Below are 26501 nucleotides of genomic sequence, written 5' to 3'. Positions count from 1 at the left end.
TTTGACGTTTTCGATGTTACCTCTCATCATTCTTTAATGTTGCCCGTCATTAAAAGAGGTGGAGGTGCCATGCGCACCGTGGAGTACACCCGGCAAGGGGAAGCCGCACAGGTGCTGACGCTGAGGGAGCGGCCCCACCGGCCGGCTCCCGGCGCCGGGGAGATCCTGGTCCGCGTTCTGGTCCGGCCCGTGCACCGGGGAGACCTGCTCGCGGTGGAGGGCCCCCCGCGCCCCCCGGAATCCGCAGGCCCCCCGGAATCCGCAGGCCCTCCGGGATCCGCAGGCGCCCCGGAACAGTCAGTACCGCCAGCACAGCGGTCGGAGGCCCGGACTCCCGGAGTGGAGGGGATGGGAGTCGTCGAGAGCGTCGGAGCGGGCGTTCACGCGCCACGCCCGGGGCAGCGGGTGGCGTTCTTCCCCGTGCAGGGAACGTGGAGCGACTTCGTCGTGGTCCCCGCCGACCTCGCGGTGCCGGTGCCGGACGGGGTCAGCGACGAGACCGCCGCCCTGATGCTGGTCAACCCGCTGACGGTGCGGATGCTCCACCGCGCCGTGGAGGACGCCCTGTGCGGGCAGCGCGGGACCGTCGTCCAGACCGCCGCCGGTTCGTCCGTCGGCAGACTGATCAGCGCGGCAGCGGTCCGCCACGACCTTCAACTGGTCAACCTCGTGCGCGGCGACTCGGGTGCCCAGAGGACACGGAGGCTGTACCCCTCCCAGCCCGTGGTCGTGACCCGCGACGGCGACTGGCGGGAGCAGGTCCGCCGGCACGCCGGCGAGCGGGGCGTCCGGGTGGTCCTCGACAGCGTCGGCGGCGCCATGACCCGGGACCTGTCCGCGCTGCTCGCGGAAGGTGGAACCCTCATCTCCTACGGGCAGTTGGGGTCCGGCACCACACCGCTGGAGGCGCTGCCCCTCATCGCGCGGGCGCTGACGGTCCGGGGGGTGTCGGTGTTGCGCTGGTCGAGCCTGGCGCCGGAGGAGCGGGCCCGGGACGTGGCCTTCGCCCGGGACCTGGCGCGGAGGTCGCCGGAGCTGTTTGAGGTCGCGGCCAGTTACGACCTCGCCGACTTCGAGGCCGCCGTCGAGCACGCCCGCCGCCCGGCCAAGAGCGGGACCGTCCTGCTCACCACGGCGCGGACGGCCGCATCGGAACAGCCGACGGCCGCATCGGAACGGCGGACGGCCGCATCGCGACAACCGACGGCCGCATCGGAACAGCCGAAGGCCGCTTCCGAACCGCGGACGGCCGCATCGCGACAACCGACGACCGCATCGCCACGGCCGACGACCGCACCCGAACGGCGGACGGCCGCGTCGGAACAGGGAGGCGTCCGATGAGGATCGGAACGCTCGGAGCCGGGACGGTCGCCCAGGCCATCGCCCGGCACGCGATCCGGCACGGCCACGAGGTCGTGCTCAGCAACAGCCGGGGGCCCGCCTCCCTGGCCCCGCTGGTCGAGGAGCTCGGCACGCTCGCGACGGCCGGGACCCCGGCGCAGGCCGCCGCCGCGGACCTCGTCGTCCTCGCGGTCGGCTGGACGCGGATCCCCGACGCCGTCGCCGAACTGCCCCGCCTGGACGGGACCGTCGTCGTCGACGCCACCAACCAGTTCGCCTCCCTTCCCCCGAACCCGAGGATCGCGGACCTCGGCGACCTCACCGGCAGCGAACACGTGGCCTCCCTGCTTCCCGGCGCGCGCGTGGTCAAGGCGTTCAACGCCCTCCACGCGCGGTACCTCGCACCCGATCCCCGCCACGAGGCGGGCCGGCAGGTGCTGTTCCTCGCCGGCGACGACCCCGACGCCAAGGACACCGTGAAGGGCCTCGCCGCCGAGTTCGGCTTCGCCCCCGTCGACCTCGGAACGCTGCGTGAGGGAGGACGCCTCATCCAGCTCGGCGGCCCCCTGTCCGCCCTCCACGTCCTCCAACAGGACTGATACGCCCGCCAGTTCGCCCTCCTCCCGTTCGCGGGGAGCGCCCTCCGCCACGGCGGGGCGCCCTCCGCCAGGGAGGAGCGTCCTCCGTCAGAAAGAGACCTCCATGCCCCACCCGACCTCGGTACCCGACGTCCAGCCCCTCCTGCGACCCGTTCGACTGGGCGCGCTCCGGCTGCCCAACCGCGTCGTCATGGCGCCCATGACGCGCGCCAGGGCCGACAACGAGGAGCTGGCCCCCACCGCCCTGCACGCCGCCTACTACGCGCAACGCGCCGGCGCCGGCCTGATCGTCAGCGAGGGGACCTGGGTGAGCGACGACGCGATCGGCTTCGTCCACGTCCCCGGCATCTACACGGACGCCCAGATCGCCGGCTGGGCCCGGACCACCGAAGCCGTGCACTCCGCGGGAGGCCGGATCGTCTCGCAGCTTGGCCACGCCGGCGCCGTCTCGCACCCGGACCACCACGGCGGGAGGCTCCCCGCCGGCCCCTCGGCGATCAACCCGCGGGAGACGGCCTTCACCCCCGACGGCCCGAAGGAGTCCGTCACGCCGCGTGCCATGACCGCCGCGGAGATCGCCGGGACGATCGACGCCTTCCGGCAGGCGGCCGCCAACGCCCTGCGCGCCGGGTTCGACGGCCTGGAGATCCACGCGCAGGTCTCCCATCTGGTGGCCCAGTTCCTCAATCCCCGCCTCAACCGGCGCACCGACGCCTACGGCGGCAGCGCCGAGAAGCGGGCCCGGTTCCTCCTCGACGTCGTGGACGCGGTCAGCGGGGTGTGGGGCGCCGACCGCGTCGGCGTCAAACTCTCGCCCTACTGGAACGGCGGGCCCGCCTTCGCCGCCGACGCCGAGCAACTCGCCGACTACGACCGGCTCCTGGGAAGGCTCGACGACAGCGGCCTGGCCTATCTCCACCTGCTCGGCCCGGAACCCGGCACGGGAACGGACGACGCCCTCACCGCCTTCACCCGCTACCGCTCCCACTACCGCGGTGCCATCGTCGCCAACCTGGGCCTCACCCGGGCGAGCGGCAACGAACTGCTCGAACGGCGACTGGCCGACGCGGTCTCCTTCGGCGCCCCCTTCATCGCCAACCCGGACCTGGTCGACCGTTTCGCCCAGGGGCACCCGCTCGCCGTCGCCAACCGGGACACGTACTACGCGGGCGGCCCGCGGGGATACACGGACTACCCCGCGGTGACCGCCGGCCGTCCTCCGGTCCCCTGAGGCGGGTCACCGGCGGCCGACCACTTAACCACCGGACCACGGTTGCCCAGTTGCCGGCCGGCCGCGGCTGACCGCGGTTGACCAGTTGCGGGCAGGGCGCGGCTGGCCGCGGTTGACCAGTTGCGGGCAGGGCGCGGCTGGCCGCGGTTGACCAGTTGCGGGCAGGGCGCGGCTGGCCGCAGTTGAACCAGTTGCGGGCAGGGCGCTGCTGGCCGCAGTTGAACCAGTTGCGGGCAGGCCGCAGCTGACCGCGGTTGACCAGTTGCCGGCCCGCCGCGGCCGGCCGCGGCGGGCCAAGGGGTTGACCCGTGCGCGCCGCGAGCCGCCGGCCGGTCGCCACCGCGCCCGGTCGGCGGCTCAACCGCCCCGAGTGGCCCGGGAGGCGGCGCCCCAGGGCTGAGCCAGCAGCCCGGCCAGCTCGTCGGCGAACCGCACCAGTCCGGCGGCCTGTTCGTGCTGCCGGGCGATGTGGAACCCGTGGCGCCGGCCCCAGAACGCCGCCTCCACGGCATGGAACTGGGCCCAACGCCGGGCCCGTTCGCGATCGACCTCGGCCGCCTCGGCGAACATGTCGACCGCCCGGCGCACGGCCCGGCCGAGGTCGTCCGCCCGGAGCAGGGCGAGCGCGCGGGCCTTCAACAGCGTTCCCCCGTCGTAGGCGGGGTCGCCGACGTAGCCCTTGGGGTCGATGGCCAGCCACGGCTCGCGTGCGGCGCGCAGGATGTTGCCGGCGTGGAGGTCGCCGTGCACCATGACCTCCGGCTGGTCGTGGCCGAGCTCGCGCACGGTCGCGATGGCGGACGCCACCGTGTGGCCGTCCATGCCGTGGGTCAACTCGTCGGCGTCCAGGCGCAGTCGGGCCTCCCACTCGTCGGCCCGCGCGCTCAGCCTCGGCAGTTCGGGCGGCGCCGGAACGGCCAGCAGGCGGCTGATCCGGCCGCCGACGGTGATCACCTCGTCGGTGTCCTCGACCTCCGCGAGGGAGGCGGTGCGCGCGCGTTCCAGCAGCATCGCGTAGCGCTCGTCGTCGCGCTCGTGGAGCAGCACGGCGCCCCGGCCCGCCCAGACGGTGAACGCGTGCGGTTCGTGGTCGTTGCCGGGGTGCGGGAACGACACCTTCAACACCGCGGGCTCGCCGGACGGCCGCCGCCGCACGGGCACGACGACCCCGACCGCGCCGTGGACGGCGGCGCCGTCGGGGGAGCAGTTCCAGCGTTCCAGCAGTTCGTCGACCAGGGCGGGCAGACGGGCCAGCCAGGCGGTGCCCGCCTCGCCCTCGCGGGCGACGGTGTCCTGCGCGAACGCTTCCGGTACCTCGAACATCCCGGCACCCTATGTCCCCGTCCGCCCGCCGTGCCACGTGCCCGTGGCCGGGGCGGCGCCGGTCCCGGCGTGCTCCGCCGCGCTCGCCCGCGGGGTCCCGCGAACGACGTTCGACAGCTAGCATCGCGCCGAAGAGGGCGCGGGAGCGCTCCCATGACTTTCCGTGCCCGACGTCGCTCACCCCCCACCACCCCACCACCCCACCACCCCGACGGAAGGGGCGCACGTGAAGAGCCGCGCACGACCCTTGTTGACCCTGCTCGCCGCGATCCTCGCCGTGGTCGGACTGGCCGCGCTGCCCGCCGTCTCGCACGCCGGGCCCGCCGTCCCGGCGGAGGACCGCTCCGAAGCCGCCGACGCCGCGCCCGCCTCCGCCGAGGAGACCGTCGCGGCCATGCAGCCGGGCTGGAACCTCGGCAACACCCTCGACGCCACCGGCGACGACGAGACCTCCTGGGGCAACCCGCGCGTCACCCGGGAACTGCTCGCCGCCGTCAAGGCGGAGGGGTTCAACAGCGTCCGGATACCCGTGACCTGGACCCAGTACCAGGGCGAAGCGCCCGACCACACCATCGACGCCGACCACCTGGCCAGGGTCAGGGAGGTGGTCGACATGGCGCTGGCCGAGGACCTCTATGTACTGGTCAACGTCCACCACGACTCCTGGCAGTGGGTGATGGACCTGCCCACCCGCCACGACGAGGTGCTCAACCGCTACACCGCGACCTGGACCCAGATCGCCGAGGCGTTCGCGGACGCTCCCGCCGAGGTGCTGTTCGAGAGCATCAACGAGCCGTTCTTCGAGGGCAGTTCGGGAGACGCGCACAACGCCGAGCTGCTCCACGAGCTGAACGCGACGTTCCACGAGATCGTCCGCTCCACCGGAGGCCGGAACGCCGAGCGCGTGCTCGTGCTCCCCACCCTCCAGACCTCGGCCGACCAGGCGCGGCTCGACGAACTCAACGCGACCTTCGACGCGTTGGACGACCCCAACCTGGCGGCCACCGTCCACTACTACGGCTTCTGGCCGTTCAGTGTGAACGTCGCCGGCTACACCCGCTTCGACGAGGAGACCGAGGCCGACCTGACCGGCATGTTCGAGCGGGTGGACCAGAGCTTCGTCTCGCGCGGCATCCCGGTGATCCTGGGCGAGTACGGGCTGCTGGGCTTCGACCGGCACACCGGGACCGTGCAGCAGGGCGAGAAGCTGAAGTTCTTCGAGGCGTTCGGCGCCGAGGCCCGCGAGCACGGCGTCACCACCATGCTCTGGGACAACGGGCAGCACCTCGACCGCGTGGGCGGTTTCGGCTGGCAGGACCCGGCGCTCTTCGCGCACATCTCCGCGAGCTGGAGCGGCCGTTCTGGCACCGCGTCCAGCGACCAGGTCTACGTGGAACGCGGCGCCGATCCGGGGGACGCCACCCTGACGCTCAACCCCAACGGGCACACCCTCACCGCCGTCACCCACGACGGGCAGCCCCTCGCAGAGGGCGCGGACTACACCGTCACGGGAGACCAACTCACGCTCAGCGCCGAGCTGTTGACCGAACTGACGGCTGGTCAGGAGCACGGGGTCAACGCGACGCTGGAGCTGGAGTACTCCTCCGGCGTGCCGTGGCAGGTCCGGGTGCTGGTCCACGAGACCCCGACGTTGGAGTCGGCCTCCGGCACCACCGAGGGACTCCTCGTCCCGGCCGCCTTCCTCGGCGACCAACTGGCCACCATGGAGGCGTACTACGACGACGGCAGCATCGCCGGGCCGCAGGACTGGACGCCGTTCAAGGAGTTCGGCTACACCTTCGACCCGGACTACGAGGCCGGCACCGTCGCGCTCACCGCGGAGTTCTTCGCCGAGGTGCGCGACGGGGCGACGGTCGAGCTGACGTTCCACTTCTGGAGCGGCGCCACGGTGGACTACACGCTCACCACCTCCGGCTCCACGGTCACCGGCGCGCCCGCCTGACCGGAGGCACGCTCCGGCGCGGGTGTCCCACTCCCCCCGGACACCCGCGCCGGTCCCGTTCCCGGCGCCCCCGGCCCTCGTCAGACGGTCGGGGCGACCACCCGCAGCAGGTTGCCGTCGGGGTCCGCGGCGACGAACGTGCGGCCGAAGACCGTGTCGGCCGGCTCGCTGACCACGCGGACGCCCTTCGCCACCCAGAGGGCGAACCTGCGGTCGATCTCCGCCGGGTCGCCCGGCAGTTCGAGACAGACCTCACTGGCGCGCGGCGCCGCCGCGCTCGCCTCGGTGAGCTGCCCGCTCCAGAGGGCGAGGCTCGCGCCCTCGCCCAGGGCGAAGGCGACATAGCCGGGGGTCTCGAAGCTGGGCTTGATCTCCAGCAGGTCCGCGTAGAAGCGGGTGGCTTCCGGCGCGTCGGTGACGTGGACGATGAAGACGATCGAGGAGGACATGGCTTGTTCCTAGCGTCGTGGTTTCCTGACGCGGGGAGCCTGCCGGTCATTCCTGACGGATCCTGTCGTGTTCTCTGGAACTCTTGGATCTGTGACTCCTGACCGCTTCTTCTCGCTGCTGCTGGTGCTCCAGTCCCGGGAGACCACGACGACCGCCGAACTGGCCACCCAGGTCGGTGTGTCGGTGCGCACCGTCCTCCGGGACGTGCGGTGGCTCCAGGAGGCGGGCTTCCCCGTGCTGGTCAGGCGGGGCCGCGGGGGCGGGGTGACTCTTCTGCCGGGTGGCCCGCTCGACACCGCCCGGCTCACGCCCGGCGAACGGGACCACCTCGCCCTCCCCGGCCTCGACGACACCCAGCGCGAGCAGCTGGGCGCCTCGACCGACGCCCGGCGCGCGCACCGGAAGGTGCGCTCGACGCTGCGCCCCTCGGCCGACGCCGCGCTGCCCCTGAGTGCCGTCGTCACCACCGACAACAGCCCCTGGTACTCCCGCGACATCGAGGGGCTGCCCCCGGCCGCGCTGGTGTCCGACCTGCGGCGCGGCGTGCGGTTGCGCGTCAACTACCGGCGGGCGGAGGAGAGCGAGGCCACCTGGCGCGTCGTCGACCCCTACGGCCTGCTGGCCAAGGCCGGCAGGTGGTATCTGGTCGCGGACTCCGTGGGGCGGCCCCGGCTCTACGCGCTGGAGCGGCTGGTCGACTGGGAGCCGGTGCGGGCGCCCCGGCGGCACCGTCCGGACGCGACCCTGGCCGGCGTCGCGGCGGAGCTGACGGCGCGCTGGGAGAACCCGGAGGACTTCACCATCCACGCCACACTCGAAGCGCGCCACCTCGGGAAGGCCAGACGCCTCCTCGGCAGCCGACTGGCCGGTGTGGGCGAGGCGAACGGGCCGTGGGTCGGCATCACCGTCAACGGCCGCGGCGTCGAGGACGTCCGACTGCTGCTGCCGTTCGGCGGCAGCGTCACCGTCACCGGCCCGCCTGAGGCCCGCGCCCGGGTCCGACAGCTCGCCGCGGAGCTGCTCGACCACCACGGGTGAACGCCGCCCGGCGGGGCCCGCCACGCCGTTGACCGGGGCCCGCCACGCCGTTGACCGGGCGGAACGGTGCCCGTGACCGGGCAGAACGATGCCTGTGACCGGGCGGAACGGTGCCCGTGACCGGGCGGAACGGTGCCGGTGACCGGGAGTGAACGGTGTCGGTCACCGCGGTCGACGGCGCCCGTGACGGGGAGTGAACGGCGCCCCCGGCCGGGGCCGGCCGCGGCCGGGGAGGGCGCCGAGGAGGGCGCGAGGTGGAGCCGGGAACGCGTCGAAGATTACGAATCGGCTCGATGTGTCGAGCGTATTGCCCGTTCTTTACTGGGCCGGTTACGGTACCCACTCAGCGGAGGGAAAGCGCTTACCCTGTCCGTTGCGCGCAGGTCTGATCCACTGCCGCCACGGTCGGGATCGCCGTTCCCCCTCTTCCTTCCGCACCGGTCCCACTCGGTGTCAACCCGGCACCAACCGGCCTTCCTCCGGTCTCCGCCGGGCCCAACCGTTCCGACCCGGTCCCCCGTGACCGCCGAGATCTTCGTGACCCTCCGTACCTTTTCCGTGCCCGCGATCCCACGATCCGGCGATCAACTGCAAGGAGCACCCCTTACATGGCCAAGCGGCGAAGGAGAGCCGTCTCCTGGGCTGCGGCGCTTTCGGCGTCCGTGCTTCTGGTGACGGCCTGTTCCGGAGATCCCCGGGGCGGTGACGAGGACGTCGTGCTGATCGGCGTCTCGTTGCCGCTGACCGGCGACTTCTCCGAACCCGGCAAGGGCGTCCAACGTGGCTACGAGGCGTGGGTCGAGTCCGTCAACCGCGACGGCGGACTCCTCGGCAGACGCGTCGAGCTGAAGATCCTGGACGACCAGTCGGCCGCCGACCGGGTCGTCCAGGACTACGAGGCGCTGATCGCGCTGCACGAGGTGGACCTGGTCTTCGGGCCGTTCTCCACCCGGCTCGTGATCCCCAGCGCGCGGGTCGCCGAGGAGTACGGGATGCTCTTCGTCGAACCGGCCGGCGCGGCCAACGAGGTCTTCGAGCAGGGCTTCGAAAACCTCTTCTACGCCGCCCCCGCGATAGCCAACGACCACTACGACCACCTCGCCGATCACATCCTGTCGCTTCCCGAGGACGAACGGCCGCAGACGGTCGCCGTCGCGTCGATGGACGACCCGTTCGCGCAGGCCACCGCCTACGGTCTGCGCGACCGGCTCCGCGAGGGCGGGCTGGAGATCGTGGTGGACGAGGAGTACCCGCCCAACACGACGGACTTCTCCAGCATCGCCGCCAAGATCAACGCCTCGGGCGCGGACATGGTGGTCGGCGGCACCCAGTACCAGGACGCGGTCAACATCATCGTCCAGTTGCAACAACTGGACTACCAGCCGAAGTTGGCGGCGTTCTCCACGGCCCCCACCAACCCCGAGTTCTCGGCGGCCATCGGCTCCCGCACGGAGGGGATCGTCTCGCCCACCGGCTACACGCCGGACGCGCCCTTCCCCTCCAACGTGGAGTTCGTCGAGCTGTACCAGGAGATGTTCGGCACCCCGCCGGCCGAGGACGAGGCGAACGCCTTCACCACCGGCCAGGTCGTCGCCGCCGCCGTGGAGGCGGTCGGCTGCGCCGAGCAGGGCGAGTGCCAGGAGCGGCTCGTCGACTGGCTGCACGAGAACGAGGTGGAGACCATCGTCGGCCCGCTGAGCTGGGACGGTCAGGGCCGCCCCGAGGGCGCGCACCTGATCCAGCAGTACGTGGACGGCGAGATCCGCATCGTGCTTCCCGGGGAGACCAGGGAAGCCGAGTTCCTCTACCCGAAGCCGGAGTGGTGAGCAGGGCATGGACGGAACACTTCTCTTCCAGAGTCTGGTGCTGGGCGTGCTGCTCGGCGGGCTCTACGCCATCCTCGCGGCCGGGCTGACGCTCTACTTCGGCGTGATGCGGGTGGTGATGATCGCCCACGCCGCGTTCGTGATCCTGGCCGCCTACCTGGCCTGGTGGTTCCACCGGGAGACGGGCCTCGACCCGCTCTTCTCGATGGTCCTGACCGTGCCGCTGTTCTTCGTCATCGGCGTGCTGATCCAACGGGTGCTGATCACCCGGCTGCGGCCCGCGACGCTGACGATGATGTCGGTGCTGCTGACCTTCGCGATCGCGCTGCTGATCGAGGGGCTGCTCGGCCTCTTCTGGTCCGGCACCCAGCGCCGCGTGCAACTGTCCTACTCCGGCGACAACTTCGAGTTCTTCGGAGCCAGGATCGCGGTCGTCAAGCTGATCGCCTTCGGGCTCGCCGTGCTCTCCCTGGCGCTGCTCTTCCTGCTGATGAAGAAGACCAGGTTCGGGCTGGCGCTGCGTGCCACCATCCAGCACCGGGAGGCCGCCCAGCTGGTCGGCATCAGGACCGACTGGGTCGCCGGGATCGGCTTCGGCATCGGCCTGGCCACGGCGGCCATCGGCGGCACCGCGCTGTCCCTGGACGCCACCATCTACCCCTCTTTGCACTGGAGTTGGATCGGCCCGCTGATGGCGATCATCGTGGTCGGCGGCCTGGGCTCGATCCCGGGCACGGCGATCGCCGCGTTGGTCCTCGGCGTCGGCCAGAGCCTTCTGCAGGTCGAACTGGGAACCACCTGGGCACAGACCCTGTTCTATGTGGCCCTGTTCCTGACGCTGATGCTCCGCCCCCAGGGTTTCTTCGGAGGTCGCCTTGCCCAACGCTTCTGACACCGAGGAGAGAGTCGCCCGGTCGACCGGAGGCGGCTTCACGATGCCCGGATGGGTGCGCCCCGCCGCGCTCGCCGTGGGGGTCGCGCTGGTCCTGCTCTTCCCCGAGCTGGTGCCGAACGCCTATGTGCTGTCGGCCGGTGTGATCGTCGCCTCCTACGCCTGCACGGCCACCGCCTGGAGCTTCATGGGCGGGTTCACCGGCTATGTCTCACTGGGCCACGCCGCCTTCTTCGGCATGGGCGCCTACGGCACGGGGATCCTGATCCGCGACCTCTCGCTCCAGCCGTTCCTGGCCTGGCTGCTGTCCGGGCTGATCGTGCTCGTCATCACCATCCCGGTCGGCATCGCCGCCCTGCGGGTGCGGGGCGCGTCCTTCGTGATCGTGTCCATCTCGTTCGTGCTGATCCTGCTGCTGGTCTCCCAGGCGTGGGAGGCCTTCACCGGCGGCGCCAACGGGCTGAACGTGCCGCGCCCGTTCGCCGACCTCTACCGTCCCGACCACCACCGCATCTTCTTCTACCTGTTCGTGGCGTTGCTCGCGGTCATGCTGCTCACCTGGTGGGTCATCGACCGTTCACGCTTCGGCGCCGGGCTGAAGGCGGTGCGGGAGGACGAGGACAAGGCCGAGGCGCTGGGCGTGCCGACCCGCGACTACAAGCTGGCGGCCTACCTGATCTCGGCGACCTTCACCGCGCTCGCCGGCGGGATGTACGCGCTGTGGTTCGGCGACCTGGACCCGATCTTCCAGTTCTCGATCCTGCTGGGCGCCTACATGGTGCTGATGGCGCTGCTCGGCGGCGTGCGGCACCTGTTCGGCCCGCTGGTCGGGGCCGTGGTGGTCGGGTCGGCGCTGGAGTACTTCAAGCTGGAGTTCGGTGACACCCAGCTCCACCTGGTCTTCACGGCGATCCTGCTGGGCATCGTGGTGCTCTTCATGCCGGACGGGGTCATCCCGGCGGCCGGCGCGCTGCTGCGCCGCTTCGGCCCGCAGGACACCTCGATCCGGGAGATCACCGCCGAGGAGCTGCTGGAGCGGAACAGGGCGGCGGCCGAGCGCGAGGGCGCGGCGGCCGGCCGGGGCGGCGGGAAGCCGAGCGACGGAAGCGGGGAAACGCCATGAGCGAGGCGGCGAAGAAGCCGGCCACCGGTCTGGAGACCGTGCGCCTGACCAAGTCCTTCGGCGGGGTGCGGGCGGTCGACGAGGCCACGGTCGCCTTCCGCGACGGTCGGATCAACGCGTTGATCGGGCCGAACGGTTCCGGCAAGACCACTTTCTTCAACTGCGTGACCGGGATGATCAAACCGGACTCCGGTTCTGTCCTTTTGCGGGGGAAGGAGATCACCGGCCGCCCGCCGCACCGGATCGCACGCGGTGGCATCGGCCGCAGCTTCCAGCTGTGCCGGATCTTCCCCCGGATGACCCTGCTGGAGAATCTGCTGGTGGCGGTCCGCGCCACCGGGCTGCGCCAACTGCTGGCGCCCGCCCGCGAGGCCGAGGCGATCGAGCGCGCACGGGGGCTGCTGGTGCGCGTCGGCCTGGACCACCTGGAGAACGCCGAGGCCGGCGCCATCTCCTACGGACAGCAGAAGCTGCTGGAACTGGCGGGGGTGCTGATGTCCGACCCCGACACGATCATGCTCGACGAGCCGGCGGGCGGCGTCAATCCGTCGTTGATCGGCCGGATCGGCTCGCTGGTCAGGGAGTTGAACGCCGAGGGCAAGACGTTCCTGATCGTCGAGCACAACATGGAGATGGTGATGAGCCTCTCCGACCATGTGGTCGTCTTCGACCGGGGCCGGCCCATCGCCGAGGGGCCGCCCTCGGTGGTGCAGGAGGACCCGCGAGTGCTGGAGGCCTACCTTGGCGTCTGAGGAGAAGGACGGGACCACGCGGCCGGCCGAACGCCCGCTGCTGGTGCTCGACGACGTGTACGCCGGCTACGGCCGGGCCGCCATGGTGCTGCGGGGGCTCTCCGTCAAGGTGCCGCCGCGCACCGTGGTCTGCCTGGTCGGCCCGAACGGCGCCGGCAAGTCCACCGTGCTCAAGGTCGCCAGCGGACTGCTGCGCCCGCGCGAGGGGCGTGTGGTGGTCGACGGCTCGGACGTCACGGGCCAGGGACCGCAGCAGATGCTGCGCTCCGGGCTCGCCCACGTGCTCCAGGGGCACAGCGTCTTCCGCGAGATGACGGTCGAGGAGAACGTGCTGCTCGGCGCGTACACGCTGCGCGACCGGGCCCGGATCGCGGAGCGGGTGGCGTTCGTCCAGGAGCTCTTCCCGATCGTGGGGGAGCGGTGGAAGCAACTCGCCGGGCTGCTGTCCGGCGGGCAGCAGAAGCAGGTGGAGTTCGCCCGTTCGCTGATGATCGACCCCAAGGTGGTGCTGCTCGACGAGCCGTCGATGGGGCTCGACCCCAAGACCACGGCGACGGTCTTCCAGCAGATCACCCGGATGCGGGACGCGGGCACGGCCGTGCTGCTCGTGGAGCAGAACGCGCGGCGCGCGCTGGAGACCGCCGACCTCGGCTGCGTCCTCGACCTCGGCCGCGTCCACATCTCGGGCCCGGCCGCCGAACTCCTCGCCGACCAGCGCCTCTCCGAGCTGTATCTGGGAGGCCGGCCCAGGTCGACGGCCTGAACCACCCCCGTTTCCGCAGGGGACAGCGCCCCCGGGCAGCCGCCAGGCCCGGGGGCGCCGTTCCCCCTCGGAGTGCGCGCGGGCGGGGCGGGGGCGGCGCGACGGCGTCGTCGGGGGCACGGGTGCGGCCGGCCGGTGACGACGGCCGACATCGATGGTCGCGCGGACCGGCCGCGCGGACCGGCCGCGCGGACCGGCCGCGCCGTCCGGCAAAGTGCCGACCCCGGTCGTTCAGACGAAACGCAGCCGGTTCTCCCGGTCGTTGCGGGCCACATACAGCGTGAGGAACGCCTGCCCGGCCATCGCGCCGATGCGGTGTTCGCGGCCGTAGTACGTGTTCTCGCCGGACTCGCCGTAGGTGCGGCCGTCCGTGAAGCGGTCCATCAGCCGCAACTGTTCCTCGTTGTGCAGCCGCTCCCACTCGGCGGCGGGCGGTGCGATGCCGGTGTCCTGGCCGGTGAGGGAGACCAGCAGGTCGAAGTTGCCGAAGTAGAAGGGGAAGTGGGTTCCCCAGTCGTTGCCCTCGGGGTAGTGGATCTCGCCGGAACCCGGCTGGTAGATCGTCGTGGTGGAGCCGTCCTCGGCGGGGAACGGCAGGTCGACCAGCGCCGAGTAGACCCGGGGGATGTGGTGCAGGGCGGCCAGGGGCGCGCCACGGTCGGCGAGGCCGTAGACGAAGCCCTGGTAGAGGCTCTGGTCGAAGGAGACCATGTAGAGCGGGTGCAGCCGGTCGTGGTTGTCGAGGGTGCCGTCGTCGGCGATGTTGGTACCGCGCAGCCAACGGGACAGCTCGATGCCGTTGACCGTCTCGTTGCTGGTCAGGTCGGCTGGGCAGGCGGCGGCGGAGACCAGCAGCTCGATGTTGCGGCGCTGCCAGGCGGCGGCGTGCGGGTGGTCGGGGAGCATTACCTCGGCGAGGGAGAGCACGGCGGCGCTCCAACTGTTCTCCTCGGCCTTGCTGTCGCCCGGGGTGACCACCGTGCCGTCGCGTCGCCGCTCGTAGAGCTGATGACCACTGGTCCCGACCAGGTACAGGTCATTACCAGTGGTCAACCTGTCGGCCTCCCAGACCGTCATGGCGACGACATGGCCGCGTTCTGTGGCATCCAGTTCGTCCCAGAACAGCCAGCCGGCCAGGGCGGTGTAGTACGCCCACAGCGCGGTCTGCCAGCCGCCGCCCCAACGGGTCTTCTCGTCCTCGTTGTTGGCCAGGTGGCGGGCGGCGAGGGTGCGGATCAGGTTGCGGGTGCGGATCGTGGCGTTGGCGGCCGACAGGTCGCGGGGGTCGTAGACCCCGGTGGTCAGGGCGGTGGTCGCGGCCACCGCCGCCATGGCGGGCAGCCGGATGGCGCGCTCGTCGGTGCCGCGCAGGTCGATGTAGCCGTCGGGGAGGTAGGTGCGGTAGGTCCCGGCGTACCAGGGGCCGATGAGGTAGCGCGCGCTGCCGGCGAGGACCGTGACCGTGCGGCCGCCGGCCGGGTCGGTCGCGGCGTAGTCGCCGAGTCCGGCCCAGTCGACGGGCACCACCTCGGCGGCGGCGCGTGGGGTGCGTGGGGGACGCGCGGCGCGTGCGGGGTGCGCGGCGGCCGCGGGGGAGGACGGTCCGAAGGCGGCGGCGGCGCCGAGGGCCGCCGAGGCGCCGAGGAGACCGCGTCGGGAGAGGCGGGGCGGACGGTGGGAGGGGAGATCGGCGGTCATGGCGCTCCTTTGGTCCGGAGGGCGGTGCGGCGCGGGCCCGCGCGTTCACGCCTTGACGGCTCCCGAGGCGAAGCCCGAGGTCACCTGGCGTTGCAGCAACAGGAAGATGAGGAGGGCCGGCACGGCGAAGAGGGTGGAGGCCGCCATCGTGGCGCCCCAGTCGGTGCCGAAGGTGTTTTGGAAGGAGGTGAGCCAGACGGGCAGGGTGCGACTGTCCTGGTCCTTGATGATCAGGAAGTTGGCGTAGGCGAACTCGTTCCATGCCGTGATGAACCCGAAGAGGGAGGTCGCCATCAGCCCGGGGGCCAGCAGCGGGAAGACCACCCGCCGGAACGCCTGCGGGCGGGTGCAGCCGTCGACCTGGGCCGCCTCCTCCAGCTCCTCCGGCACGGTGGCCAGGAAGTTGCGCAGCACCACGATGGTGAAGGGCAGCGTGATCATGAAGTAGACCAACGTCAACGCGGGCAGCCGGTCCAGCAGGTCGGCGTCCCGGTACATGATGTAGATCGGGATGATCAGCGACTCCCACGGCGCCATCTGCGCGGCGAAGACGATCAGCAGGAACGCGCGCCGGCCGCGCCAGCGCATCCTGGCCACGGCGAAGGCCGCACCGAGCGCCACGACGAGGGAGAGCAGTACGGCGCCGACGGTGAGCATCAGACTGTTGCGCCAGAACAGCCAGAAGCCGTCACTGCTGATCGCGGTCCGGAAGTGTTCCAATGTCCAGTCGAGCGGAATCAGTTGGGGTGTGTCTGTCTGGATGTCCGTCGCCGGTTTGAAGGCGGTCGAGAACATCCAGTAGACGGGGAAGACGCAGAAGACGAAGACCCCGACGGCCAGCGCCGAGCGCAGCGGGTGGCGGCGCGGCCGGCGGCGGGGAGGCCGCGGCCGGGCCCCGGCGGGGGAGGACGACGACACGACGGGGGTCACAGCTCGGCCTCCTGCCGGTAGAGCTGGCGGAAGTAGACGACCAGGACGGTCGACATCAGCAGCACCGTGATCATCGAGGCGGCCGAGCCCAGGTCGTAGCGTTGCTGGGAGAGCGCGGTCTGCACGGCGTAGACGGGCAGGATCGTGGTGGCGTCGCCGGGGCCGCCCTGGGTGATCACCCAGATCTGGACGAACGCCCGGAAGGTCCAGATCACCTCCAGGCAGAGCACCAGCAGGAAGATCGGCCGCAGCATCGGGTAGGTGATGGTGCGGAACGCCTGCCAGGCGCCGGCGCCGTCGAGCCGGGCGGCCTCGTGCAACTCCCTGGGCACAGTGGTCAGTCCGGCGTAGAGGGTGATGGCGGCGAACGGGATCGACTGCCAGACCACCAGAAAGACCACGATGGCAAAGGCCGCGGGGCCGTTGGCAAACCAGGGATAGCGGTCGAACGAGTCGAAGCCCAGACTGGTTAGTGACCAGTTGACCACTCCGTACTCCGAGTGGAACATCCACTGGAAGACCGTGGTCGCCGCGATCACCGGCATCCCCCAGCCCAGCACCAGACCGCTCAGCACCATCGTCCTGCCGAACCGCCCCAACCGTTCGACCAGCAGCGCGACCAGCGTGGAGAGCACCATGATCAGCACCACGTTGATCGCCATGAAGAGGAAGGTGCGACGGACCACCTCCCAGAAGCGGGGGTCCCCCAGCAGCTCCGTGTAGTTGTCCAGCCCGACGAACCGCGCGTCACCGTTGATCAGTTCGCGTAGTCGGAAGTCCTGGAGCGAGATCAGCACGCCGCGCAGCAACGGAACCAGCAGCAGCGCCGCCGCGCCCAGCACCGTGGGCGCGATCAGCAGGTAGGGCCACCAGCCCGAGCCGCGCGGGCGGCCTCCGGGGTGGGGCGTGCCCCGGCTCGGTGGGGGCTCGGGAACGGTCGCGGACGGCGTGGCGCGCCGTGGGCGCCGGCCGGTGGCCTGCATGGGACTCCCTTCGACTCCGCCCGGGGCGCCGACCGGTGGGGGACGACCGGTCCGGCGGTGGGCCGGGCACGGGCCCACCCGGAGGGGACCCGCTCGGGGAACGGGACGTGGGGCGTGGCTTAAGGCGCGTGGCTCGGTGCGCGTGGAGTGGGGCGCGCGGAGTGGTGTGGGGGACGGAACGCGGGGGGCGGGTGCGCCGAAGTGCCGGGCGCGTGCGTGGGGCGAGGGGCGCGCGTTACGGATTGAGCGCCCTGGTGATGATCTCGGAGGCGTCGCGCGCGGCGTCGGCCGGATCGGAGCCGGTGAGCACCGCCGTCAGATACTCCTTGATCGGGTTCTCCGCCTCGACCGCCGCCCACGCGGGCGTGTTGGGCGTGGCCCGGCCGTTGGCGGCGCCGACCGCCATCGCGGCCACGCCCGGGTCGTCGGCGACCTGGTCGACCAGCGTCGTCTTGTTGGGCACATAGCTCATGGCGCGCGACAGCTCCTGCTGCCAGTGCTCCCCGGTCAGTTCCTCGACGAAGGTGAAGGCGGCCTCGGGGTCGTGGGAGGCGGCCGGGATGATCAGGTCGGAGCCGCCGGTGAAGACGGCGCCCGGGGTGTCGGCGGTCTTGCCGGGGATCGGGAAGAAGCCGATCCTCCCCTCCAGTTCGGGGTTGCGTTCCGCGATCAGTTTCGCGCCGCCTGGCACGGCGATGATCTGGGCCACCTCGTTCCCGGCGAAGACCTCGACCTGCGGGGGTTCGGCCTCGTCGGAGTCGCGCGGGCCCTGCCCCAGTGCCTGGAGCCGCTCGTAGAACTCCATGCCGGCCAGGGCCTCGGGGGTGTGCAGCGCCCCCTCCCAGCCGTCGCCGGTCTCCACGGCGAGTTCGCCGCCCTCGTCCCAGATGAACCCGGACAGCGCATACCAGTTCTGTCCCGGCAGATAGATCCCCTGCTGGCCCTCGGGTTCGTTCAACTGCTCGGTGGCGGACAACCAGGCGTCGCGCGTGGTGAGTTCGGCCGGGTCGATGCCGGCGGCCTCGAAGAGGTCGGTGCGGTAGATGACCACTCGGTTGGCCGCGTAGTAGGGGATCCCGTACTGACGGTCCTCCACCGCGCCCGGCTCGGCCAGCCCCGGCAACCAGTCCTCGCCGCCCAGCTCCCCGACCCGGTCGGTGAGGTCGGTGACCCCGCCGCTGGCCGCGTACTGGGCGACCTGGGTGTTGCCCACCTCGATGACATCGGGGGCGTCGTTGCTGGCCAGGGCGGCGGTGACGCGTTCGCCTATGCCGTTCCAGTCCTGGATCTGCACGTTGACGTCGATGTCCTGGTGCGCCTCCTCGAAGGCGGTGACGAACTCCTCCTGGAACTCCTGGCTGACGCTGTCGCGCATCAGCCAGACGTCCAGGGTCACGGGACCGTCGCCGTCGCCCGAGGAGCCCCCGCAGGCTGTCAGGGCCATGACGCTGGTCAGGACGGTGGCACAGGCCAGAGGACGGAACTTCACGGGTCACCTCGGGTGGGGGAGGGCGAAGGAGACAGGCGTGATTGACCAGTTGGCTTGGCTGTGGGGCGTGGTAAGCGTCGAAAATGGCATAGACCTTTGGGGTCGTCAAGGCTGCGGGGAATTCCCGGTTCGGCCGGGTGACGCCGCGAACTACCCCTGCGGCATGGAGGTTTGTCACCCTCGGCGACCGACGGCCGTCCCCCGGGGGCCGGCGAGTTCCGTGCCCCCGCCACCCTTGACATCGTTCCGCCGGGGCTGCCACTTTGCTTTACCAGCTTCGGCTTTTTGCTTACCAGTTGGTGAAGCAGACACACGTCTCCCCACCCGTGGACCCCGGGCCGCCCGCCCCTCGGAGGCATCCGTGCTCATCCCGCTGCCCCACCACCTTCTCGAACGCACCGGCCACTTCCACCTGACCGCCGACACCGCGCTGCGGCTGACACCCGGCACGGAACCGGTCGCCGCACTGCTGCGCGCCACCCTCGCCCCGAGCACCGGCCTGTCGCTGCCGGCGCGCGCCGACGGGAAGCTGTCACTGGTCATCGATCCCGCGCTGACCGGCCTCGGCCCCGAGGGCTACGGGCTGACCGTCGGTTCCGAGGCCGTGCTGCTGCGCGCCGGCACCCTCGCCGGCCTGCGCAACGGCGCCGCCACCCTGCTGCAACTGCTGCCCCCCGCGGCGCTCGGCGCGAGCCCGGCGCGCGACGTCGTCTGGCGACTTCCCCGCGTGGAGATCACCGACCGGCCGCGGTTCCCCTGGCGCGGTGCCATGCTGGACGTCGCCCGCCACTTCCAGCCCCTGTCGTTCCTCAAACGGTTCGTCGACCTGCTGGCGCTCCACAAGCTGAACGTGTTCCACCTCCATCTCACCGACGACCAGGGCTGGCGGATGCCCGTCGCGGGCCACCCGGCGCTCACCGAGGTCGGCGGCTGGCGGGCGGAGTCGATGGTCGGCCGCGCCGGCAGTGGCCGCTTCGACGGCGTTCCGCACGGTGGTCACTACACCAGAGGCGAGCTCACCGAACTGGTAAAGCACGCGGCCTCGCGCGGTGTGACCGTCGTCCCCGAGATCGAACTCCCCGGCCACACACGGGCGTTGCTCGCCGCCTACCCGCACCTCGGCAACGACCCGACCCGACGCCTCCCGGTCTGGACGGAGTGGGGCGTCTGCCGGAACGTGCTCGGCGTCTCCGACGCGGCGCTTGAGCTGTGCCGCGAGGTGCTGGCCGAGGTGATGGACGTCTTCCCCGCCGAGCACGTGCACATCGGCGGCGACGAGTGCCCCACCGTCGAGTGGGAGAGCAGCCCGGCCGCGCTGGCCAGGGTCCGCGCCGAAGGCCTTTCGGGCCCCGCCGCGCTGCGCGGCTGGTTCCTGCGGCGGATGGCGGAGTTCCTGCGGGAGAACGGCCGCACTCCGGTCAGCTGGGACGAGGGGGAGGAGGCGGCGCTGCCGCCCGAGACGCTGACCATGTCGTGGCGCGCCGGGGAGCACACCGCGCTCGCCGCCCGCCGTGGTCACCGGGTCGTCGCCACCCCCTGGGACCGTACCTATCTGGACTACCCGCGCTCCGCCGACCCGGGCGAACCGCTGGGCCAGGACGGGGTGGTGACCCTGGACGCCGTCGCCGGCTTCGACCCGGCACCCGCCCGGCTCCCGCACGCCGAGGCGGTGCTCGGCACCCAGGCCCAGCTGTGGACCGAGTTCGCCCCCACCCCCGCGGACGTGGAGTACCTGGCCTTCCCCCGACTGGCCGCGCTCGCCGAGGCGGCCTGGAGCGCGCCGGGCGCCGCCCCCGCGCGCGGGCCCCGTTCCCTCACCGAACGACTGGTAAAGCACGGCGAGCGACTGGACAAGCTGGGCGTGAACCACCGAACCCCGCACCGCCCCCCGGCGCCCCAGGACAGCCCTCTGGGCTGACCACCGGCACCGAGGGGCCGCTGCCACCCCCACCCGAGATCCCCGAGCGCACTCCGCGAAGGAGAACCCCCATGCCTCACCGCACCCGCACCCGCACCCTCACGCCCAGGCGCTGCGCCGCCCTCGGCGCCGGACTCGCGCTGCTCGCCGGCCTCGGCGTCGCCGGCACCTCCCAGGCGGGCGAGCCGGAAGCCGAGGACACCGCCGCGCCGCGCGCCGTGGAGCCCCCGGCGCAGGAGCTCTTCGACGACTTCAGCTACTCCGCCCACGACGACCCCGCGCTCTCCCAGCACGGCTGGGTCGTCCGCACCGGCGGCGGGGGTCCCGGCGTCCCGGGGGCGGGCTGGCTGGCCGAGAACGTCACCTTCGCGCCGGGCGAGGGCGGGACCGTGCTCAACCTGGAGTCCGGAACGGACGGAACGCCCGAAGGCACCGAGCAGACCGAGGTGTTCACCTCGGCGGTCAAGTTCGAGCAGGGCACCTACGCGGCCCGGGTCCGCTTCTCCGACGAGCCCCGCTCGGGCCCCGACGGCGACCGGCTGGTGCAGACGTTCTTCTCCATCAACGACCTGCGGGCCCCGATGGACCCCGACTACTCGGAGTACGACTTCGAGTACCTGCCCAACGGCGGTTGGGGCGAGACCGACCACACGCTCTTTACCACTTCCTGGGACACCTACCGGCCCGATCCCTGGGAGGCGGTCAACACCCACACGAAGGAGCAGACCAGTTTCGCCGGCTGGCACGACCTGGTCTTTACCATCGACGAGACCAGCATTCGCTACTACGTAGACGGTCGGCTCTTCGCGGAGCACGGGGAGCCCTATCTGCCCGAGCGACCGATGTCGATCAACTTCAACCAGTGGTTCATCGACCTGCTCGGCCAGACCGACACCACACCGCGCTCCTACGACCAGCAGGTCGACTACGTGTACCACGCGGCCGACACGGTGCTCAGCCCCGACGAGGTCAACGAACGGGTGACGGCCCACCGGGACCAGGGCACCGCGTTCACCGACACGGTGACGGCCCCCTGAACGGTGTGTGGCGGCCGGTGAATGCCCCCGCCCGTTCGTGACTCACGGTGATCGATTTGTCGGCGCTGGGCGAACGCCCGGCGCCGACGGTTACAACGGGTCATATTCTGGTGAGCGATAGCAGCCGAGACCGGCGCCAGCCGAGTGCGGGGGAGTGGGGCATGACCAGGCGTTCACACGGGGCGGTGCTCAAGCGGGACAGGGTCCGCGAGCATCTGCTCGAACTCATCGAGGAGCGCCGCCCCGGCGACCCCATCCCCTCAGAACGCCTGCTCTGCGCCCGACTTGAGGTCTCCCGCCCCACCCTGCGGCTCGTCGTCGACGAGCTGGTGGCCACGGGGCAACTGGTCAGGGAACACGGCAGAGGCATGTTCATCGCCCCGGGGAAGATCACCCAGGAACTCGTCCCGGGGACGGGAGACTCCCTCGCCGTCCCCCTCGCCTCCGGCACCTGGTCGAGCCGGGTCCTCCAGTTCACCGTCCAGGCGGCCGGCCCCCGGGTCGGCCGCAAGCTGCGCAGGTCCCCGGCGGAGCGCGTCTTCGCCGTGGCCAGGCTCCGCCTGGTCGAGTCCGTGCCCATGGCGATCGAGTACCTGCATCTGCCGGTCGCCCTGGTACCCGGGCTCGTGGAGAACGACCTGGCCGCCGGCGACCTCTACGACCACCTGCGGGAGCGCCACGGCCTCCAGGTCGGCGAGGCCACCCAGTCCATCGAGCCGACCGTGGTCAGCGAGGCCGAGGCCGGGCTGCTCGACGTGCCGCCGTTCTCCCCGGCGCTGCTCTTCGGGCGGGTGACCACCGACACCGCCGGCCGCACCGTCGAGTACTGCCACTCCCTCTACCGGGGCGACCGGTACCGCATCGTCTCGCGCCTCTCCCTGCACGACCTGCCCGCGTCCCCCACCGCGCCCTCGCCCGCCGACGGCCACCACCCGGGCATCCCGCCAGGCGCCCCCGCCGCCGTCCGCCCCGTGCTCTCCGCCACCAGCGGGGACATCCACCGGGCGGACTGAGCGGACGCTCGCTAGCGGCAACCCGCCGGCAGGGCATGGCCGTTCGCGCGGAGGTGACGCAGCGCCGCCGCCACCGAGCGGGCGTCGAAGAGGGCGGAGTGCTCCGCGCCGTCCGTGGGGCGCGGCAGACCGAGGACCTTCCACAGGCGCCCCGAGTTGGCCGTCGCCGTCGCCGGCGCCAGGGCGTTGAGCCACGGTCGGATGTTGAGGAAGGGCGTGGTCAGAAGCCCGTGGTCGAGCGCCTCCCCCCGGGCCCGCGCCCAGCCGGCGTTCTCGCCGAGGACCACCATGTCGTTGCCGTAGGAGAGCGCCGTCTCGCCCCGGCAGAACCCGAGGAACCGGCCGAGCGCGTCGGCCGGCGGCACCCCGTCGCGGTCCACGTCCTCCTGGCGGACCCCGGTCAGTTCGACGAAGTACGACGACAGCCGGGGGTTGACCACTGGCTTGACCAGTACCTCGAACTCGCCCTGAACGGCCAGTGCCTCGTCGAGCCGCACGGCGCCGATCTGGACGATCTCGCGCAGCTGTCCCGGCGCTGACCAGTCGCCCTCCACCGCGCCCTCCCAGGTCGTGAACTCCAGGTCATAGACGACAAGGGACGCCATCGCGCTTGCTCCTCCACCGCCCGCGTCCCTCGCGAGCGCGGACCTTCCGATCGTTCGAGGCGCCCGATGCTATCCGGCCCGGAAGCGGCCCGAGGGGTCCGGCCGGCCGGTGCCGTGGCGTTCCGGCCGGCCGGGTGACCTCCGTGCCAGGGGGTCCGCCGACCGCGGGCGACGAACTGGTCAACCCTGCTGACCGGCGACGGTCGAGTCCCTGACCACCAGCCGGCTCGGAACCACCTCCACCCCGTGGGCGGGGCGTCCGTCGATCGCCTCCATCAGCCGCAGCGCGGCGGTGCGGCCCACCTCGGTCAGACTCATGTCCACGGTGGTCAGGGGCGGACGCGTGGCGGCCGCCATGACCTGCCAGTTGTTGTATCCGACCAACGCGATGTCCTCCGGCACCCGACGCCCCGCCTCCCGCAGCGCGTCCGCCGCCCCCCGCGCGATCTGGTCGCTGCCGCAGAAGACCGCGTCCACGTCCGGGGCGGCGCGCAGCGCCGCGTGCGTTCCCGCCCGGCCCCACGCCTCCGACCACTCACCGAACAGCGCCCGGCCGCCCGCGAGTTCGAGCCCCGCATCGCTCAGGGCGCGCTCGGCGTGCGCGGCCCTGACGGTGGCCGCCGCGTGGTGCGCGGGCCCGGTCACATGGGCGACCCGCCGGCGCCCGGTGGCCAGCAGATGCTCCACCGCCAGCCGGGCGCCCCCCGCGTCGTCCGGTACCACCGAGGCGTCGCGCTCGTCCGCCGAAGGCCCGAACGCGTAGACAACCGGTACCGGAGAGGGCAGGACCAGTGGGGAACGGGCGTCCGTGCGGCGGCCGGTGACGATCAGTCCGTCGATGCGGCGCGCCAACAGCGTGCGTACGTAGTGCTGTTCGCGGATGGAGTCGCCCCGGGTGTCGCAGAGGAAGACTGAGATCCGGCCCGCGCCCAGGGCGTCCTCGGCGCCGAGCAGCACCGGCAGACTGAACCGCCCGACGCTGTCGGTGGTGATCAGCCCGACGGTGTAGGTGCGGCCCGAAAGCAGGCTGCGGGCCGCCTCGTTGGGATGGAAGCCCAGCTTCTCCGCCGCCTCGGCCACCCGTTCCCTGGTCTCGGGGCGCAGGTGCCCCCGCCCGTTGAGCGCCTTGGACGCGGTGCCGGGCGAGACCCCCGCCAGCGCCGCCACATCGCTGAGTGTCACGGCGCGTCGCTCTCCCGCCGTAGGACGTGACGTTCCCGTCATGACGCAACCCGTTTCCTTCGCCCCGGCACCCGGACGGCCGAGTGGGTGCCGGTCATGATGCCACGCGGTTGCCGCCGGCGCCGCACCCGGCCCTTCGCCTCGGGGGCGGCCCGGTGGGGGCCGTTGACTCGGGGCCGGCGGAGCTCCTAGAGTCGCGGCGCAGGCAAACGGTTTCCTCAGTGTTGCCGCACCGCCGGGACCCGGCCGCCGGCCTGGCCGCGACCGGCCCGCCCGCACCCTTCCCGCCCCGAACCCTCGGAGCCGCAGATGCCCCCCTCCACGTCCGACCGTCCGGCCGCGCCCGCGCGGCCGAGCGAGAACGCCACGGTCGCGCTGCGGCCGTCCGCCCGAGTCACCGTCACCGACGGTTTCTGGGCGGAGCGGCGCCGGGTCAACGCGCGCGTCAGCATCGCCCAGGGGCCCGACCGGCTGACCGAGGCCGGCAACCTCCGCAATCTGCGCCGTGCCGCCGACGGCGAGACCAGCGGCTACGAGGGTGTCCCGTTCATGGACACCGATGTGCACAAGTGGTTGGAGGCCGCCGCCTGGCAGCTCGGTGACCCGACGACCGAACCCGAGCAGGCCACCGAACTGGCCGCGCGCATAAGCGAGTTCGCCAGGCTGCTGGCCGACGCGCAGCAGCCGAGCGGCTATCTGAACTCCTACTACCAGGTCGCCAAGCCCGAGGTGGCGCACTTCACCGAACTCCGCTGGGGCCACGAGCTGTACACGGCCGGCCACCTGATCCAGGCCGCCGTCGCCCATCACCGCTGTACCGGCGAACGAGAACTCCTCGACGTCGCCGTGCGGTTGGCCGACCACCTGGGCGCGACCTTCGGGCCCGAGGGGTCCGGGCGACCGGTCGACAGCGTCGACGGCCACCCGGAGATCGAGACCGCACTGGTCGAACTCGCCCGCGAGACCGGCGACACGCGCCATGTCGAGCTGGCCGGCTACTTCCTCGGCCGCTACGGCGGGGCGTTCCCCACCCGCGCCACCAAGGGCACCGCCCGCCCCGGCTACTGCCAGGACCACCTCCCGCTGCGCGAGGCGCCCGCCGTCACCGGCCACGCCGTCCGTCAGCTCTACCTGCTGGCCGGCGCCGCCGACGTGGCCACGGAGACCGGCGAGGCCGAACTCCGCGCCGTCGCCGAACGGTTGTGGGAGGACATGGCCACCCGGCAGAGCTATGTCACCGGCGGTATCGGCGCCCACCACACCGACGAGGGGTTCGGCCACCCCTACGAACTGCCCAACGAACGCGCCTACGCCGAGACCTGCGCGGCGATCGCGGCCGTCCAGTTCGGCTGGCGGATGGCGTTGCTGACCGGTGAGGCGCGTTACTCCGACCTGGCGGAACGCACCCTCTACAACGCGGTGCTCTGCGGCGTCTCGCTCGACGGCGACACCTACCTCTACGACAACCCGCTGCACGTCAGGGACGGCCACGCCGACCAGGAGGGCCCCCGGCCGCGCCGCACGCCGTGGTTTACCTGTGCCTGCTGCCCGCCCAACATCATGCGGCTGCTCGCCTCGTTGCCCGGCTATCTCGCCTCCACCTCGGCCGACGGGAGCACCGTCCAGATTCACCAGTACGCCACCGGCACCGTCACGGCGCCGGTCGCGGGGGCCGAGGCCGCGTTGCGGTTGACCACCGACTATCCGTGGGACGGGCGGATCGCGTTGACCGTCGAGGCGACCGGCTCCGCGCCGTGGGCCCTGGCGTTGCGCGTGCCCCACTGGTCAGCCGACAACTGGACGCTACTGGTCAACGGGGTCGAGCCGGCGGCCGACGCCCGGCGGTACGAGGACGGTTGGCTGCGGCTGCGCCGGAGCTGGGTTCCCGGGGACACGGTGGAACTGACGCTGGACCTCGCGCCGCGCTTCGTCCGTGCTGACCCCCGGGTGGACGCGGCGCGCGGCTGCGTCGCGGTGGAGCGGGGGCCGTTGGTCTACTGCGTCGAAGGTGTCGACCTGCCGGCGCTGCCCGAGGAGTTGGGCCTGGACGACCTGGCCGTGGACACCACGGCCGGCATCGGCATCTCCGAGCGGGAGGACCTGCCGGGCGGTGTCACCGGCCTCACCCTCGTCGCGCGCGCCCGGCGGCGCGCGGCCCCGGACGCCCACGCCCCCTGGTGGCCCTACCGCGCGGCCACCACGGCGCTCCCCGAGCCCGACGGCGAACCCCTGACCCTGACCGCCGTCCCCTACTACGCCTGGGCCAACCGGGAGGTCTCCCCGATGCGCGTCTGGCTCCCGACCACCGGTGACTGAGCGCCCGTCCGGCGGCGCCGGACGGGGGC

The 26501-nt window shown here is 72.1% G+C and carries 22 protein-coding genes; 14 read left to right on the top strand and 8 right to left on the bottom strand.

Annotated features, from left to right (window positions below; all coding sequences use genetic code 11):
* Positions 1-348 precede the first annotated feature (348 nt).
* The 3 genes from CRP51_RS20735 to CRP51_RS20725 all read left to right on the top strand — a co-directional run bounded on the left by CRP51_RS20735 (position 349) and on the right by CRP51_RS20725 (position 3171).
* Positions 349-1341, top strand: coding sequence for a zinc-binding dehydrogenase (locus CRP51_RS20735; RefSeq protein ID WP_245880712.1), 993 nt, complete (start codon positions 349-351; stop codon positions 1339-1341).
* The gene (locus CRP51_RS20730; protein WP_097232788.1) at positions 1338-1940 is read left to right on the top strand and encodes an NADPH-dependent F420 reductase; all 603 of its coding nucleotides are present in this window, start codon (positions 1338-1340) and stop codon (positions 1938-1940) included. Before CRP51_RS20735 ends, CRP51_RS20730 begins: the two co-directional genes overlap by 4 nt.
* Positions 1941-2043: 103 nt before the next feature.
* Positions 2044-3171, top strand: a complete 1128-nt coding sequence (locus tag CRP51_RS20725; RefSeq protein WP_097232787.1) for an alkene reductase — start codon at positions 2044-2046, stop codon at positions 3169-3171.
* A gap of 357 nt (positions 3172-3528) precedes the next feature.
* Here the strand turns inward: CRP51_RS20725 and CRP51_RS20720 are convergent, their stop codons facing one another.
* Positions 3529-4494: an aminoglycoside phosphotransferase family protein gene (locus CRP51_RS20720; protein WP_097232786.1), complete on the bottom strand. Its 966-nt coding sequence runs from the start codon at positions 4492-4494 to the stop codon at positions 3529-3531.
* Positions 4495-4720: 226 nt separating this feature from the next.
* Here CRP51_RS20720 and CRP51_RS20715 point away from each other — a divergent pair, with 226 nt between their 5' ends.
* Positions 4721-6457: a cellulase family glycosylhydrolase gene (locus CRP51_RS20715; RefSeq protein ID WP_170970622.1), complete on the top strand. Its 1737-nt coding sequence runs from the start codon at positions 4721-4723 to the stop codon at positions 6455-6457.
* Between the two features lie 80 nt (positions 6458-6537).
* On the opposite strand, the gene CRP51_RS20710 is transcribed toward CRP51_RS20715, so the two are convergent.
* Complete coding sequence (locus tag CRP51_RS20710) at positions 6538-6906, bottom strand: VOC family protein (protein WP_097232785.1); 369 nt, start codon at positions 6904-6906, stop codon at positions 6538-6540.
* Positions 6907-6997: 91 nt separating this feature from the next.
* On the opposite strand from CRP51_RS20710, the gene CRP51_RS20705 reads away from it, so the two are divergent.
* The 6 genes from CRP51_RS20705 (at position 6998) to CRP51_RS20680 (ending at position 13301) form a co-directional block, all read left to right on the top strand.
* Positions 6998-7945: a helix-turn-helix transcriptional regulator gene (locus CRP51_RS20705; protein ID WP_097232784.1), complete on the top strand. Its 948-nt coding sequence runs from the start codon at positions 6998-7000 to the stop codon at positions 7943-7945.
* 608 nt (positions 7946-8553) lie between these two features.
* Positions 8554-9771, top strand: coding sequence for an amino acid ABC transporter substrate-binding protein (locus tag CRP51_RS20700; RefSeq protein ID WP_097232783.1), 1218 nt, complete (start codon positions 8554-8556; stop codon positions 9769-9771).
* Positions 9772-9778: 7 nt separating this feature from the next.
* Positions 9779-10663 carry a branched-chain amino acid ABC transporter permease gene (locus tag CRP51_RS20695; protein WP_097232782.1) on the top strand — a complete coding sequence of 295 codons (885 nt, stop codon included), beginning with the start codon at positions 9779-9781 and terminating at the stop codon, positions 10661-10663.
* Positions 10647-11786, top strand: coding sequence for a branched-chain amino acid ABC transporter permease (locus CRP51_RS20690; RefSeq protein WP_212615951.1), 1140 nt, complete (start codon positions 10647-10649; stop codon positions 11784-11786). The genes CRP51_RS20695 and CRP51_RS20690 overlap by 17 nt, the downstream gene beginning before the upstream one ends.
* Positions 11783-12538: an ABC transporter ATP-binding protein gene (locus CRP51_RS20685; protein ID WP_097232780.1), complete on the top strand. Its 756-nt coding sequence runs from the start codon at positions 11783-11785 to the stop codon at positions 12536-12538. The genes CRP51_RS20690 and CRP51_RS20685 overlap by 4 nt, the downstream gene beginning before the upstream one ends.
* Positions 12528-13301 (top strand): ABC transporter ATP-binding protein, encoded by a 774-nt coding sequence (locus CRP51_RS20680; RefSeq protein ID WP_212615948.1) that lies wholly within the window; start codon positions 12528-12530, stop codon positions 13299-13301. The genes CRP51_RS20685 and CRP51_RS20680 overlap by 11 nt, the downstream gene beginning before the upstream one ends.
* A 231-nt stretch (positions 13302-13532) precedes the next feature.
* Here CRP51_RS20680 and CRP51_RS20675 read toward each other — a convergent pair whose 3' ends face one another.
* The 4 genes from CRP51_RS20675 to CRP51_RS20660 form a co-directional block, all read right to left on the bottom strand.
* Positions 13533-14999 carry a twin-arginine translocation signal domain-containing protein gene (locus tag CRP51_RS20675; protein WP_097232778.1) on the bottom strand — a complete coding sequence of 489 codons (1467 nt, stop codon included), beginning with the start codon at positions 14997-14999 and terminating at the stop codon, positions 13533-13535.
* 45 nt (positions 15000-15044) lie between these two features.
* Entirely contained in the window at positions 15045-15929 is an 885-nt protein-coding gene (locus CRP51_RS20670; RefSeq protein ID WP_245880711.1) for a carbohydrate ABC transporter permease, read from the bottom strand.
* Positions 15926-16912 carry a carbohydrate ABC transporter permease gene (locus tag CRP51_RS20665; RefSeq protein WP_097232777.1) on the bottom strand — a complete coding sequence of 329 codons (987 nt, stop codon included), beginning with the start codon at positions 16910-16912 and terminating at the stop codon, positions 15926-15928. The genes CRP51_RS20670 and CRP51_RS20665 overlap by 4 nt, the downstream gene beginning before the upstream one ends.
* Positions 16913-17147: 235 nt before the next feature.
* A complete protein-coding gene (locus tag CRP51_RS20660; RefSeq protein ID WP_245880710.1) occupies positions 17148-18401 on the bottom strand; it encodes an extracellular solute-binding protein in 1254 nt (417 codons plus the stop codon).
* A 361-nt stretch (positions 18402-18762) separates the two neighbouring features.
* Between CRP51_RS20660 and CRP51_RS20655 the strand changes: the two genes are divergently transcribed.
* From CRP51_RS20655 to CRP51_RS20645, 3 genes are all read left to right on the top strand, one after another.
* Positions 18763-20319: a beta-N-acetylhexosaminidase gene (locus CRP51_RS20655; RefSeq protein ID WP_245880709.1), complete on the top strand. Its 1557-nt coding sequence runs from the start codon at positions 18763-18765 to the stop codon at positions 20317-20319.
* 71 nt (positions 20320-20390) lie between these two features.
* Positions 20391-21356 (top strand): glycoside hydrolase family 16 protein, encoded by a 966-nt coding sequence (locus CRP51_RS20650; RefSeq protein WP_107500852.1) that lies wholly within the window; start codon positions 20391-20393, stop codon positions 21354-21356.
* A gap of 161 nt (positions 21357-21517) precedes the next feature.
* Positions 21518-22369 carry a GntR family transcriptional regulator gene (locus CRP51_RS20645; RefSeq protein ID WP_097232775.1) on the top strand — a complete coding sequence of 284 codons (852 nt, stop codon included), beginning with the start codon at positions 21518-21520 and terminating at the stop codon, positions 22367-22369.
* 11 nt (positions 22370-22380) lie between these two features.
* Here the strand turns inward: CRP51_RS20645 and CRP51_RS20640 are convergent, their stop codons facing one another.
* The gene (locus CRP51_RS20640) at positions 22381-22974 is read right to left on the bottom strand and encodes a 3'-5' exonuclease (RefSeq protein ID WP_097232774.1); all 594 of its coding nucleotides are present in this window, start codon (positions 22972-22974) and stop codon (positions 22381-22383) included.
* A gap of 180 nt (positions 22975-23154) precedes the next feature.
* Positions 23155-24198: a LacI family DNA-binding transcriptional regulator gene (locus CRP51_RS20635; RefSeq protein ID WP_097232773.1), complete on the bottom strand. Its 1044-nt coding sequence runs from the start codon at positions 24196-24198 to the stop codon at positions 23155-23157.
* Positions 24199-24465: 267 nt separating this feature from the next.
* Here CRP51_RS20635 and CRP51_RS20630 point away from each other — a divergent pair, with 267 nt between their 5' ends.
* Positions 24466-26472, top strand: coding sequence for a glycoside hydrolase family 127 protein (locus CRP51_RS20630; protein WP_097232772.1), 2007 nt, complete (start codon positions 24466-24468; stop codon positions 26470-26472).
* Positions 26473-26501: the final 29 nt, after the last annotated feature.

It is taken from the genome of Streptomyces zhaozhouensis (genome assembly GCF_900230195.1).
GTDB classification, from domain to species: Bacteria; Actinomycetota; Actinomycetes; order Streptomycetales; family Streptomycetaceae; genus Streptomyces; species Streptomyces zhaozhouensis.
This window is presented reverse-complemented; position numbering and strand designations above follow the sequence as displayed.